Raw genomic sequence first — 14,259 nt, 5'->3', positions numbered from 1 at the left:
GTCTCACGCGCAAGCCTGGGCGCGGTGGCAGGCGTCGTCTGGCAAAACTTCCTCCGCCAAAGCTTCTTCTGGTTCGGGAAGCAACTCGCCGGCCGCCTCGCGCTCGCCCATTCGCGTGAAATAGTCGGTGATGCGGTCGGTGAGTTCCAGGCGAGCTTGTGAGTGAAATACCTGAGTGCGGAAGATGGCCCCGCCCGGCAACCCCTTCGTAAACTGCGCGCAAAGCTGCTTGACCTTCCCCATGGCGGCGGTTTCGGTTGGACACTCGCCGAGCATCAAATCAAAGTATTCAAGCAAGACATCGCGTTTGGCATAGAGCGTCGGCCGGTAGGGCCGCACGCCCTGCATGGCTTCTGCCGTCTGGCGAAAAATCCACGGATTGGCCATGGCACCACGACCGATCATCACGCCGTCCACGCCCGTTTCCCGAAACCGGCGGATGGCATCCGCCGGTTGCCGGACATCACCGCAGCCGATCACTGGAATCGAGACAGCTTGCTTGACCTGAGCAATGATGTCCCAGTTGGCCTGGCCGCTGTAACCCTGAACGCGCGTCCGTCCGTGAATGGCAATCGCTTCGACGCCGCAATCCTCAGCCAGCTTCCCAACGTCAACCGCAACGATGGAGTTGTCATCCCAACCCGTCCGAATTTTGATGGTCAGTGGAATGGAAATGCGCCGCCGCATCTCGCGCAGAATCACGGCAAGGTGGGGAAGGTCGCGCAGCAGCGACGAGCCGGCCCCGCGTCCGACGACTTTTTTGGCCGGGCAACCACAGTTGACATCCACCAAGTCGGCTCCGGCTTCCTGAGCGACTTCCGCCGCATCGGCCATCCGCTTGGGATCAACGCCGAAGAACTGAATCGAGAGGGGGCGCTCATCGGGGGTAAACTTCATCATCTTGTGCGTCTTGAGGTTGCCGCGCGTTAGTCCCTCGACGCTGATGAACTCCGTCACGATCAGTCCAACGCCACCAAGCCGTTTGATCAGCCCGCGAAAAGCCGAATCGGTCACCCCGGCCATGGGTGCCAACACGAGTGGTGGACGAATGACGACATCACGAATCGAAAACGCTGTGGGTAGTGCAAAGGTCATACGCGCTCTTCACCAAGGAGAACCATCTCGATTTCAGCCGCCGAAACCGTAGCCGTCCCGCGCTTCATCACGGCAATTCCGGCCGCGATATTGGCCAATTGCATGGCGGCTTCCCAGTCCGCCCCGGCGGCCAGCGCCGCCGTGAAGGCAACCAGTACCGTATCGCCCGCGCCCGTCACATCCACTGGCGCGCGCCCACCATGAACCGGAATGGAGGTTGGCTTGGTGGCGTGGCGGGCCAGCGTCATGCCTTCTGAGCCGCGTGTCAGGAGCAGCGCATCGAGCGCCAGCCGTTCACGCAGTCGTTCGGCCTGGTAGCCGGCAGCGTCAAGGTCGTGAAAGGTCGTGCCGGCTAAGCTTTCGGCTTCTTCCTGGTTGGGCGTAGCGGCCGTCAGCCCGTGGAAGTCTGCCAGCCGATGGCGCGAGTCGGCAACGACCGGCAAACCAGTTTCCTGCCGCCAGGACCGAAGCAAGGCAATGACTTCCGGTGGCGTGCTTCCATAGCCATAATCCGAGAGCACGACGCCTGTGACCTGCGGCAACACCGCTTCCACGCGGGCCGCCAGCGTCTCGACGGCGCTGGCTGGCAGGGGACTTGCTTCCTCACGGTCAAGGCGAATGACCTGCTGGCGGGCGGCATGTGGCAGTCCGGCAAGCACCCGGCTTTTGGTCGGTGTCGCGCGCCCTGGCAGGACGACCGCCTGCGTGGTGTGAACCCCGCGGCGGCGTAGGTCGGTCAGTGTGCGCCGGCCGGGGCGATCCCGCCCAATGACACCAATCCAGGTTGTGGTAACGCCTAACGCGGCTGCATTCGCCGCCGCGTTGGCCGCGCCGCCGGGGATGGTTTCGGTAAACTCGTGCCGGAGGATCAGCACCGGCGCTTCCCGTGACACGCGGGTGATCGTGCCGTGAACAAACTCATCGGCAATGGCATCGCCAATGACCAGGAGGTGTTGCGCCGGGAAGCGCGACAGCGTCGAACGTATGCTGGATGACAACTCAGGCACGATTGCGATGTCTCTCAACAAGTCTGAAGCAATGGTCTTTGCTTAGAACGAGGTTCAGGGCCAGCGCGTGGTCGCAGCTACCAACCATAGTGAAACCACCTTTGCCCCGGCAAAGTCATCCCGTCGCCGGCATTCCGGCAGGCGCTCCCGAGCTGGTCAAAACTGACTGTTGAGGTACCGGTGATAAAGTTCACAACGGAGCTTGGCATTGGACGGATTATCGCCGACAAGCACGCCGGAGCTTCTGAGTCTAAAAAACAGATTCGGCGCAAGCGCGCCCTGACTTTTGATAACCGAACGAACGGACTCAAGAAGCTCCGGTTCTTGTCGGAGGGAAAGCGCGAGGCGACGCAAGTGATCTCCAAACGGGCCCTCGTCTGAGTCAGCTTTTTCCAGCAAAGACTCCTGCGTGTAGCGGCTTTTCGCCAATTCGTATAGCCCCTTTTGCGAAAGGTAAGGCTGCCCACCGGTCAGTTGATGAAACCGCAATAGGATGTCTGGGTTCGTGAATGGTTCTCCATATCTCTGATTTAGTTCCTGAAGTTGTCCGAAATGGAAATCCTCCATGGAAATCCTTGTGCCAACATTGAAGGGCGATTGGTTCATGTCAGAAATAAACAGGTGGGCTTCCGTGGCATAGGAAATCAGCAGGGTAAGGCGGCTCCAGGGGCAGTCTGGATCGAGGGCCCGTTCGTTGTGCCACGAGCGAAATAAACCAAAGACTTCACTGGCAAAGGGATAACCAAACAAACGATCCGCTTCGTCAATGCCCCAGACCAGTGGCGCATCTATTTTTTCAAGGATTTCACGTCGCAGGAAGCGTTCAAAGTTAATGGTTGGACCCCGGCGCGAATTCCAGTTCATTGACGGATCGGCCTCCAGATTGAGCGCATCGGCCAGGATCGAGCCAATTTCTTTGAAGAAATTTTCAGGAGAAGCAAAGTCCTCGGAACTTAGCTTCTGAAAATCCGTCAACGCCACCTTGACCTTGAACGAACGGGCTTCTTTGAGTCCGCGGGCTAGAAGGGAAGTCTTGCCCATTTGACGAGCGCCTTTGATGAGAACAATGCTGTCCCGCCGTTGCACCGACTGGATCAGCTCATTGTCTGAGTCCCTGAGAATATAGAAGTTCGATCCCAAGCCAACTGCGCCGCCCGGTTCGATCAGTTCGGCAAGCTGCCGTGAGACAGGGGCCGGCAACCTGACAGCCGTTTCAGCCTGGTGCTCAAGCTCGGCAGTTCGGGCTATGCCATTGAGTAGGCGTTCGAGTTCTTCCCCGAAAAAGTTTGCCGATGACGGCCGGTTTGCGGGATTGAAGTTGAGTGACTTGCAAATCAGATCGCTTGCCGCTTGTGGGATTTGTGGATTCAGACCAGTGGGTGGCGTAAAGCCTCCCTGGCTTTGTTTCCGGTTCATCTCAAACAACTGGGCGGCTACCGAGTTGGGGGTCGTTGAAAATGGGAGCGCTCCGGTTAGCAGTTCGTAGGCAATGACGCCAATCGTATAAATATCGCTGGCCGGTGAGGTCTGACCGGTGATTTGTTCTGGGGCCATATAGACCACGGTTCCAACGACTTGGTTGGACGCGCCGCCATCCAGTGTCTGCGATCCGCCTTCATCCAGTTGGGAGTCTTGAATTTTGGCAATTCCGAAATCAATGATCTTGACCTGATACTCACCCTCGGTGACCATCTGGAGCATCACGTTTTCAGGCTTCAGGTCGCGGTGCAAGACGCCCACTGCGTGCGCCGCCGATATGGCTTGTCCAAGTTGGCGAAGCCATCGCCCAACCAGTTGGAAATGAAGCCCGGAACCCGGCTTGATCAGGGTCATCATCGCGTCCCGAAGCGAGAGACCTTCTACGTACTGCATGGCAAACCACGGGGTTTCCGAGTCGATTTCGCCCGCATCCAGGACCTCCACGACATACGGATGACGAATTCGGCTTAGGGCTTCCTTCTCCTGCTCAAACTTTCTTCGGAGGTAATGGCTAGCGTTTGGGTGCAAGAGTTTGAGGGCGACCTTGCGTGAGATGGTGGGGTTTCGAGGGTCAAAAAAATCCTGGGCGAGATACACCGTCCCGATTCCCCCGGCGCCAAGCTTTCGCTCGATAAGATACCGTTCGCCAATGAGGTACTGTCCATTGATTCTTTCGAGTGGCAGCATTCGGGTTCTCCAGAGCGTGAACAATGGTCGTGGCTGCTAGCGCTCTTGCCTCCACAGCTGTCTAAACGCTTGTGCCATTGAATGTGAATGGGTTGTAACCGGTCGTCCGACGAATTCTCAGTCGTCATTGAAAACCAAATGGAGCGACTTTGACATCGTGGAGCAGGTGAAGTGGCTGGAGTTTACACTGAAGGAGGTATTGTCGCTAGCGTCAGCGCCCTCAAGGGACTTCCAGAGGCTATTGCCACCTGCTTCAAAGGCATTCTACATCACGCACCGAGGTCGTCGCTCACCGGCCAATCTGGGCTGCGAATTTTGCCGAGAAATCGTCCCTGTCCTCACGACAATTGCCGCAACGACGACTGTGGGCGAGACCGAGCTCCGTCTTGCTGAAGAAGTACGGCTACGTCCACATCCGATGTTCGCGGGCCTCTCATCCACAAACTGGGCCAGGTGATATTTTTCTTGTCAAAAAGAAAAACAATGATGATGTGCACAAGTCCATTTATTTATCTTTTTGCAATATATCTAGGACTGTGCTGACTAGGATTGAAAAAAATATTGCGAGCTGCTTTATTGAAGCAAATGCAATGTCAAACGTGTTGGAGATGGCAATACATTTTCAACGCAAGATGGGAGTTCACTGTTTATCGAGAAAAGGGTTTTTGTTTTTTCCCGGAGTTTTTTTACACTTTTTGGGTCGGATTTCTTGGTATGTGAGTTATAAAGGCACTGGTTGCTTGCCAACACAAGCAAGCGCCTAGGCTTGTCGCGCGCTTGGATGCCGTTATTGGGTTCCTAGGCGCGGCTACCTGTACGTCTGAGAAAAAACGCCTTCTTCCTTAACCCTTCTCAAGGTTGGCACCGGCCTGCCTCGGATTCAGGCTAAACATTAACCCACCGATATGAGGTAAAGTATGACTCCTGGACTCAGCATTCGCCCCCATTCCTCAAGTGATTACAGGGCATTACCAAAACAAATGAGATGGATTTCAGAAACAGACCAGGGCTTCGTTGATGGAATTGGGGCAATTCTGGTTGAGCATGGAATGCAAGAGCGTTTTGCCGTTTCATTCCTTCACCGACACTTCGAATACTACGACGATGAACTATGTTTCGTAACCTTCGATCCAGGTGAGCGGTCGCTTACGATTAGCCCCATGCCGTGCTGCAACCTCGATGGACAGTCCATTACGGCAATCTCTTGCCGCTTCGTTGAGGGCAGTGGAGACGATCCACTCAACCTAATAGGCTTGGAGTATGCCTCGCTCTCAGATTTAGGAGACGTCGCCCCGATTTCTGAGCATGATTCGGACTGCCTCAGAGCTATATATCGCTTTCTGGTGCGCAACAATGTCGTCAATATGTTTGGGCTATCGCTACGGTATGTTGATACACATGAGAACGATGACCTGGATTGGATGGAAGACAGTTTCCCTGAGCATCGAATTAGTGTAAGAAAATTAATGAATTGTCATCAACTTTCAAATGAACATTTCGGAGCAAGCGTCTGGGTCTGGTCAGCCGGACGCAGCGCGCGGGCAGCTATTGGCTGCACTGAGACGGGAATGACTCAAGACCCCGAGCCTGACGACGGTCGCCTAACGCCAAAAGTGTATTGCGATAGAGGAAGATTCCACGATCCTGATCCTCAGGACGACAGTGATGACTCAAAACATCAAGAACAAGGAGATGAATCATCGTCTCAAGGGTAAGTTTTCAAAAACAAAATAGAGGGTGTGTCTGGTGAATCTTGCACTTGATACACCCAATGCTTTGTCCCGCTTTTCGCAAAGACTAAGGTTCATAACTTTTTATAATCCTAAGCTTCGGAACTAAAGAAACCATATCAAGGCGTTATTTCTTTATTGGCCGTAGCGGTGAGGAATAGGAAAAGTATTTCTCTTCAAGAATTTTCTTGATTTCCTCGTATCCGCGAATTTCAAGGCTGGTGTCTAAAATTCGCACGGTTTTGTCATTGCAAGGAATTCCAATCCATTGACCATCAGATGAAAAGGCAATTTTGCAACGCTCTGAAAGACCTGAAACTTGCAGAAGTTCCAGCCCCGAAGTAGCATCCCATATCCGAGCTATCTTGTCATCACTTGTGCTTGCAATTCGTTTTCCATCTGGCGAGAAAATAACTGAAATGATTGCGCCTGAACGTCCAAGAATAGTTTGAGTTTCTGTGCCAGTTTTTGCATTCCAAACCCGAATAGAGCTATCATTGGCTCCAGAAAGAATTTGCTTTCCATCCTTAGAAAAGGCGACCGCGAGAACAATTGGCGTATTTATTTTCTTGATCTCCTCTCCTGTTTCCATAAGCCAAATCCGTATCCCATAATCTATTTCTTCATTTCCAGTTACGATGAACTGAGAATCCGGAGAGATAGAAATAGAAAACACTCTGCCAATGTGTTCTTCCAGGCGTCTGAGTTCTCGACCTGAGTCAGCATCCCAAATCCGCGCAGTGGTGTCAGAGCTTGCTGTGACAATTTTTCGTCCATTCGGAGAGAAAGCGATTGATAAAATTGAACCTGTGTGTCCTTGTAACTGCTTGAGTTCTTTTCCGGCTTCTGCGTCCCAAATCCGTGCGGTCTTATCTTGACTTCCGGTAGCGATTTGGCGTCCATCAGGAGAGAAACAAACGGAAAGCACTGAGGCTGAATGTCCCTCAAGTCGCTTAAGTTCTTCTCCGGTCTCTGTATCCCAAATCCGCGCAGTTTTGTCATGACTGGCTGTAACGATCTTTTTCCCATCGGGTGAGAAAGCTACTGATGTTACGTTATCTGAATGTCCCTTAATTTCTCTTTGCTCTGTATGTGGGTCAGTGTTCCAAATCCGCAATGTGAAGTCAGAATCTAATGAAACGACTCGCTGATCGCTCGCAAAGAGCGCAAGTTCCAAAGGAACAGAGTGTCCTGTGATTCGGGTTCTTTCTTTTCCAGACTCAGTATCCCAAATCCGTGCAATGTTGTCACCGGCCGCCGTCACGACACTTTGCCCATCTGATGAAAAGAATGCATAAAAAATAGGGCCCAGGTGTCCCTCTAGTTTTCTAAGTTCATTCCCTGACTCAAGATCCCAAATTCGAGCAGTTTTGTCGTAACTTCCCGTTACAACCTTTCTTCCATCTAGGGTAATATCTACTGAATGGATGACATCTGAGTGTCCCTCAAGTCGTCTGAGTTCCCTGCCTGTTTCTGCATCCCAAATCCGAGCTGTTTTATCGGCACTACCTGTGATAATTTTTTTTCCATCTGGAGAAAAAGATATTGACCAAACAGTATCCAGATGCCCTTCAAAGTTTTGGATTCTTCCTGAATCAATTTCCAAGACTTGGAAAGAATTTTTGAGCGGGGAGTCAGAGTAATATGAAATGCCTATTTGGCGTCCATCGGGGGAAAAAACACAATTTTTTACTGGAGAAAAAAAGTCCACTTCTCTTATCTTTTTTCCAGAATAAATATCCAAAAATTGCACCGTGTTGTCATCACATATTACTGCGATATTAATGCCGCTTGGGAAAAAGTAAACTTTGTTTACCTGTGAACTAAATTCACTGAACTGCTTTAGTTCTTTCTCAGAATCAATGTCCCAAATCTCTACTAATTTATTATCACTTGCGATCGCTATCTTTGTTTTATCAGAAGAAATATCAGCCCAGTTAACTAGAGAGTTTATTTCAATTTTTCTTAATTCTTTGCCAGATTGAGTATCCCAAATTCGGACAATATTATCCTTGGTAACTGCAATAAGCCGCTGTCCATTGGGTGAGACTTTAGGCTGGGGACTTATTTTTATTTTTGCTGCCATGAGACAAGAATCTATCGGTTTCATTGCTTGTTTGAGAGCGAATCTCAAGTTTGGGTCGTCTCCCAAGTTCGCTTCTTTCCTGAGCCGATACGCTTCATTCAGAGAAATTACCGCCTTGATCGGGTTGTCTGAAGCCATCTCCGTCAACCCCCGCTCGAAGAGAAGGTTGCTTTGTGCCTCCAGTGCCCGATTCCGTTGCAGTAGGGCGATTCCCGATAATCCGGCCAGCATCAATATGACCACCGCTGCGGCCGCCGCGACCTGCAAGCGTCCTTTTCGGAGCGCTGCTTGTTGGCGCCGGATTTCCGCATCTGGCATGTTCGTATTGATCCAGTCTTGATCAAAAACCCGCTCATAGATTCGGTTCCGAACCCGTAGCTTTCCATCTGCTGATTGAACGACTCCCGACAGCTTCAAAGCTCCGACCAGTGGGTTGGTTTCCTCATCCCTGGGACGTTTCCCTTCCCAGGTCTGTCGGTAGAGTTCCAGTAACCCTGCCAAATCCACGTCGGTTCGCAACAAGCGATCGCGCACAAAAAGCAAATTGTCATCTTCAGTCCTGGCTTTTGGCGACAGAAACAACCTTGCGCACAAAGCATCCACGGTTTCCCTCGTCAGGGTTTCTGAAGACTTCAACACCTCACGACACATTCGTTGGGTCAAGTAGGGATGACCGCCGGTCCATTCCAGAATCTTTTCCAATACTTCGACGCCCTTTTTTCCTTGTGCCAGTCCGGCGGCGAGTGGCTTGGCCTCCTCGGTACGAAAATCCGACAGCTCAATCCGCTTGCCGATGTTGAACGGGGTCAATCGCGTGTCCCGAATCAGGTCAGACGGTGTTGCCACCCCAAACAGCGCGAAACTCAATCGGTTCAACTCGGGGTCCTGTGTCCGTCGGTTGTAGAACTCGCGGATTCCGGCGAAAAACTCATCCGTCGAGAAGGGCAGACTCCGTACCACGTCAATTTCGTCAATCATGACCACGATTGGGCTTTTGATCTTTTCAAGGACGATAGTCCGCAGGGCCGTTGCCCACTTCAGCCACGGCCCGACATCCTTGTGCTCAAACCAGAAATCATCGAGTTCGTCTTCAAGTCCGGTGCGTTCTCCGACAATCGTCAGGAGATTGAGGTACCACTGTTCGGCGGTCAGGTTCTGCCCCAGCCGTGTCAGGTCAAGGATCACTGTTTTCACGCCATCTGCCTTCAGCCGGCTGGCCGTCCGCAGCATCAGCGATGATTTCCCCATTTGCCGTGACGTCAACACGTAGCAGAACTCCCCAGCCCGCAATCCGGTGTACAGTGATTCGTCCGCTTCACGGATCACGTAGCTCACCGCGTCCTCGCGCAATGTTCCGCCGGTTACGAAAAATTCGTTTTGCGCCGTCGTCAGGGAAGCCGTCGTCATGGGAGCGGCCTTTCGTCATCAGACTGGGAAGCCTCTCGTCTGGGCTTTGTCTTGACCGAGGCCCGGCTCGGTCGTCGTGGTTTGAGCTTTCCATTACTCATACTCATGATCAGCGTAAAGCAATGCAGTGAAGTTTCAAATCGAGGGCAGTGAAGCGGCGACCGTGGTCGTTCCGCTGGCCACGCGGCCGGGGCATAATTTTGGTAAACTCCTGCCACCGGGTTAGCACTGGCGATTATCCAGTTCTTTTGACTGCATGTTCTAATGCTACACCGCTCTTGTCACGGCGCAATGGAGTCAAGGCACAGACACAGCCGTAATTTTCTACCTTCCCGCTGGGTCGGCGGCGCGTGCAGTCTGCTGGCACTAGGTGTCTATGCTAACACCTTCCAGCATGGCTTTGCCTTTGACGACCTGGGACTCATTCTCCATAACCCGACCATCATTGATTGGCGACAGATTCCAGCCTTGTTTGCCCAAGGCTACTGGGGCCACAAAGTTGGGGGCGGCGGCAACTATCGCCCACTGACGGTAACGACCTTTGCCCTCGAATATGGGCTTTGGGGATCCCATCCAACCGGTTACCATGTCGTCAACGTCCTCCTGCATGCGTGCAACACCTGGTTGCTGTTTCATCTCCTACGCTTGTATCGAGCGTCGCTAGGGATTGCCGGTATCGCTGCACTCGTTTTTGCTGTTCACCCAGTTCACGTAGAGGCTGTTGCCAGCATTGTCGGTCGAGCTGAGTTGCTCGGATTCTTTTGTGGCAGCTTGATGTGGTGGAGCTGGCGGCGCGCTACCTGTGTTCATCGTCTCGTCAGTGGCTGGCGGCTCCTTGCGGTGGCTGCGTACTTAGGGGCGCTGCTCTCCAAAGAAAACTTCATTGTCCTTCCGGCGGCCCTCTGGCTGGCAGAGGCGCTCCGGGCGCGCCGGCGACTGACCAGCCTGAGAGCTTGGTCACGGCTCACGTTACCATTTGGCAGCTTGGCGCTGGCGCTCGTGCCGTACTTTGGACTGCGGGCACTGGCCAACGAGGGCGTTGAGCAAGTTTCCGGGGTCGGGAATATCCCGCTGGATGGCTACACGCTGGGCCAGCGTGTCGTCACGATGGCGAGCGCCGGACTCGAGTGGTACCGCTTGCTCCTGATTGGTTATCCACTCAAGCCTTGGTACGACGGTTTCAATGTCAACATCGAACCGACCTGGACCTGGCGTACGACGATCGGACTGTGTTTGACGCTGGCGCTTATCCTGATTGGGCTGGCAGCTTGGCGCCGTGCGCCGTTAGTCTCGTTTGGGCTTGGACTTTGGTTTATCACGCTGGCGCTGGTCAGTAACATACCCATCCCGCTTGGGACGCTCATTGCCGAGCGCTGGCTCTACGCGCCGTCGGTTGGTTATGCCATCGCCGTTAGCTATGGAGCGTTCTTCTTGTGGCGTCGTCCGGCTAATGGCTATCGCGCCTTGGTTGTGGTCTGGTTAGGGGTTATGGTTGGAAGCTACACGTATGGCACGACGCGCCGAAACATGGATTGGAAAAATCATTTCACGCTTTTTCGACGCTTCATTCAAACCGACCCAACTCACGCGATCGGCTATGTCAATGTTGCCAGTTGTCTAGTTGAAACGAACGTGCCGCTGGCGCGTGCGCTTTACGAAAAGGCACTGACGCTCGACGAGCGGCTCCTGATTCCCCGGCTTCAGTTGGCTGAGTTTGACCTTGACGAAGGACGCCTGCCTGAAGCGTGTGCGCGTTTGCGGCGGCTGCTGAATGAAGAACCCCCCGACCTGCCACTCCCATCCCAAGACTGGGCCTTGGCGCATGCTCTGTCGGCGCGGGCGTTGGCGACGACCGGCCAGGCGGATGCCGCCTTGCAGGAAGCGCTGACGGCGCAGCGCTATGCTCCCGCCGAACCCAGAGTGCTTATCACCGTGGGCCGAACCTTCACCCAGCTCGGACACTACGCTGCTGCAACGCAAGCCTTTCAACATCTGGTAACGCTTTTCCCCGATGAAACCGATTACCGTCGCTACCTTGGCGAAAGCTTGCTCGCTGAACAGCGCCCAGCCGAAGCCATCCGCGAGCTGGAAGCCGTGCTGCGCGCGCGCCCAAACGATGACAGTGCGCGACGGCTGCTCGACGAAGCCCGGCACCGCCGGGTGGCACCCTGACGGTCGCCCTGTCTGGCACATCGGTTGCGCACGCATCAACAAGCTTCCAGCAAGGCATCCACGATCCGCTCGGCGGTGCGGCCGTCCCAAAGGTCCGGGCGGCGTGACGCAACCGGGTAGGGCTGCGTCAGAATGTGTTCAGCGGCAGACAAAATCGCATCGGGCGCCGTGCCAACGATCCGGTTTGTGCCTTCCCAAACGGTGATGGGCCGTTCCGTTGTCGCGCGGAGGGTCAAGCACGGGATACCCAGGACGGTCGTTTCCTCTTGCAAGCCGCCGGAATCGGTCAGGACCAAGCGCGCCTGCCGCCAGAGTTGGAGAAAATCCAAGTAACCAAGCGGTGGTAGGTAGCGCAACCGTGGCGTCTTCGGCAGAGCCAGCCCGTCCAGCCGAGCTTGGGTGCGTGGGTGGACGGGAAAAACGACCGGAAGGCGCTGCGCCAACTGCGCCAGGGCCCAGACAAGCCCCTGCAACGTGGCTGGATCATCCACATTTGACGGGCGGTGCAGCGTGGCGACGGCATACGCGCCCGCCGTCAGACCAAGGTGGCTCAAAATTGGCGACTGCGCCGCATGCGGCAACGCCCACAACAGGCTATCCACCATGACATTTCCAACGCGCCGGATACGCTCTGGCGGCACGCCTTCCCGTTGCAGGTTGTCATCCGCGTCGGCGCTGGGCGTGAGCAGTAAGTCAGCGACCGCATCCACGAGGCGGCGATTGATTTCTTCCGGCATCGTTCGGTCATGGCTGCGGAGTCCGGCTTCGACGTGCGCCGTCCGCAGGCCGCACTGCACGGCGGTGAGCGTCGCGGCCAGCGTGGCATTGACATCACCTACGACCACGACCCAGTCCGGGCGTTGGTCCCGTAGAATCGGCTCAAGGGCCAGCATGGTGCGGGCCGTTTGCGTGGTGGCCGTTCCCGACCCGATACCCAGGGCGTGGCCAGGTGGAGGAATGCCCAGGTCACTGAAGAAAGCGTCGGCCAGGGACGCATCGTAGTGTTGTCCGGTGTGAATGATGATGTGTTTGAACTGCGGCCGTCGGGAAAGCTCACGGGCCAGTGGCGCTAGCTTGACGAAGTTGGGACGCGCGCCGACCACGCTGCAAACTTTCATGACGTTTCCGTTTCGCCAGTAGTTGCCGAAAGGCCCCGAAGAATGTTTGACCGGCCACATTCAGCCGTTCGCCGTCGGCTCACGATGACACTTGACCAACGCCTCGAACCCCCACCCCTGAATTTACGTAAAAACGCTGCGTAGGAATCCTTTAGTGCACAGACTCTGTGGAGGTCCCCAAATCATGAGTGAACCAATGTATGCCATGCAACGCGCGAACGGCGAGTGGCTCACGGCACAAATCGAAGGCACGCTTAGCTTGCCCGTCTTCCGTAATGCCGCCGCGGCCCGCCGTGTCCATGACCGGCTTGGGTTCCTGATGGTGTATCGGCCACAGCCGCTTGATTCAATGGTTATTGAACGCCTGAAGCGGCAGACGCCGGAACTTAAGTTTTGGCTCGTGGACGAATTTGCCCCGACGGCTGATTTGACACCTGGGCGGTGGTTGTCACCCAGTGAAGTCATCACGATGGGTGACGAAGGCGACTACGCCAAGTCGGCCTAGCGCCCGGCATCATCATATGTGGGACAACATGGCAAAAGACGTGGCCCACGATATTGATCCGGCGACGCAACTGCATTTGACCTACGTCTATGGCCCGGTGCCGTCGCGGCGGCTTGGGCTGAGTTTGGGCGTCAACCCCCTGCCGGTTGAGACCAAGGTTTGTAACTTCGATTGTCCCTACTGCGAATGTGGCTGGACGGTTTCTGACCGTCCAGCCGGCCGTCTGCCCAGCGTGGCCGTGCTTGGCGAGCAGCTTCGAGCAAAGCTCAGTCAGTGCCGGGCGCAGGGACACCGACTCGACGCGATAACCTTTGCCGGCAACGGCGAGCCAACCCTGCATCCGCGCTTCCACGACATTATCGAACTGGCCTGCCACCTGCGTGACGAATATGCCCCAACCGCCAAGGTGGCCGTGCTGACCAACGCCACCCGCCTGCGTCAGCCTGATGTCCGAGCCGGCTTGCAGCGGGCCGATATTCGCCAGTTCAAGCTCGACGCCGGAACAGAAGCCATGTTCCGCCGCGTTGACCGTCCCTTCGGTCAGCTCACGCTGGCGCGGATCGTGGATGACATGTGCACCTTTGACGCCCCCAAGATGCTCCAGAGCATGTTCTTTCGCGGCGTATCACATGGCGCGCCGCTCGACAACACGACGCCGGAAGAAGTTGAAGCTTGGTTGGCTCACGTCAAGCGCATTCAGCCAACCGAGGTACACCTGTACAGCCTTGACCGGACACCGGCCGAGCCAACCTTGGAAAAGGTTTCGACCGCGGAACTCGAAGCCATTGCCGAGCGTGTGCGCGGGCTGGGAATTCCGGCCTTAGTCTTTTAGCTTGGTTCAGCCTCAGCCAATTGTCGCTGATTTCTTGATGGTTCGTGACCCGCGCCGCTTCGCGCGAGATGCTGCCAGCGCTTGGGTCGGCGGCAACCCGTCGCCCAAAACGTTATCGGGCAGCGGTTCGTGGCTGCCCGA

9 protein-coding genes are annotated in these 14,259 nt (G+C 55.1%); 4 read left to right on the top strand and 5 right to left on the bottom strand.

What is annotated here, in order from left to right:
* Positions 1-3: 3 nt before the first annotated feature.
* The 3 genes from dusB to J8C06_RS10560 all read right to left on the bottom strand — a co-directional run bounded on the left by dusB (position 4) and on the right by J8C06_RS10560 (position 4,268).
* Positions 4-1,095, bottom strand: coding sequence for a tRNA dihydrouridine synthase DusB (dusB, locus tag J8C06_RS10570; RefSeq protein ID WP_211428655.1), 1,092 nt, complete (start codon positions 1,093-1,095; stop codon positions 4-6).
* A complete protein-coding gene (locus J8C06_RS10565) occupies positions 1,092-2,102 on the bottom strand; it encodes a bifunctional heptose 7-phosphate kinase/heptose 1-phosphate adenyltransferase (RefSeq protein ID WP_211428654.1) in 1,011 nt (336 codons plus the stop codon). The genes dusB and J8C06_RS10565 overlap by 4 nt, the downstream gene beginning before the upstream one ends.
* A gap of 156 nt (positions 2,103-2,258) precedes the next feature.
* The gene (locus J8C06_RS10560; protein WP_211428653.1) at positions 2,259-4,268 is read right to left on the bottom strand and encodes a serine/threonine-protein kinase; all 2,010 of its coding nucleotides are present in this window, start codon (positions 4,266-4,268) and stop codon (positions 2,259-2,261) included.
* A 917-nt stretch (positions 4,269-5,185) separates the two neighbouring features.
* On the opposite strand from J8C06_RS10560, the gene J8C06_RS10555 reads away from it, so the two are divergent.
* The gene (locus tag J8C06_RS10555; RefSeq protein WP_211428652.1) at positions 5,186-5,983 is read left to right on the top strand and encodes a hypothetical protein; all 798 of its coding nucleotides are present in this window, start codon (positions 5,186-5,188) and stop codon (positions 5,981-5,983) included.
* Positions 5,984-6,125: 142 nt separating this feature from the next.
* Here J8C06_RS10555 and J8C06_RS10550 read toward each other — a convergent pair whose 3' ends face one another.
* Entirely contained in the window at positions 6,126-9,491 is a 3,366-nt protein-coding gene (locus tag J8C06_RS10550) for an AAA-like domain-containing protein (RefSeq protein WP_211428651.1), read from the bottom strand.
* Between the two features lie 291 nt (positions 9,492-9,782).
* On the opposite strand from J8C06_RS10550, the gene J8C06_RS10545 reads away from it, so the two are divergent.
* Positions 9,783-11,663, top strand: a complete 1,881-nt coding sequence (locus J8C06_RS10545; protein ID WP_211428650.1) for a tetratricopeptide repeat protein — start codon at positions 9,783-9,785, stop codon at positions 11,661-11,663.
* A gap of 35 nt (positions 11,664-11,698) precedes the next feature.
* Here the strand turns inward: J8C06_RS10545 and wecB are convergent, their stop codons facing one another.
* Positions 11,699-12,781 (bottom strand): non-hydrolyzing UDP-N-acetylglucosamine 2-epimerase, encoded by a 1,083-nt coding sequence (gene wecB, locus J8C06_RS10540; RefSeq protein ID WP_211428649.1) that lies wholly within the window; start codon positions 12,779-12,781, stop codon positions 11,699-11,701.
* A gap of 184 nt (positions 12,782-12,965) precedes the next feature.
* On the opposite strand from wecB, the gene J8C06_RS10535 reads away from it, so the two are divergent.
* Both J8C06_RS10535 and J8C06_RS10530 read left to right on the top strand, forming a co-directional pair.
* Entirely contained in the window at positions 12,966-13,286 is a 321-nt protein-coding gene (locus J8C06_RS10535; RefSeq protein ID WP_211428648.1) for a hypothetical protein, read from the top strand.
* A gap of 28 nt (positions 13,287-13,314) precedes the next feature.
* Positions 13,315-14,118, top strand: a complete 804-nt coding sequence (locus tag J8C06_RS10530; protein ID WP_211428647.1) for a radical SAM protein — start codon at positions 13,315-13,317, stop codon at positions 14,116-14,118.
* Positions 14,119-14,259: the final 141 nt, after the last annotated feature.

The organism is Chloracidobacterium validum (genome assembly GCF_018304825.1).
GTDB classification, from domain to species: domain Bacteria; phylum Acidobacteriota; class Blastocatellia; order Chloracidobacteriales; family Chloracidobacteriaceae; genus Chloracidobacterium; species Chloracidobacterium validum.
Note: the sequence above shows the minus strand (reverse complement) of the source record. Positions and strands in the feature narration are given on the sequence as shown.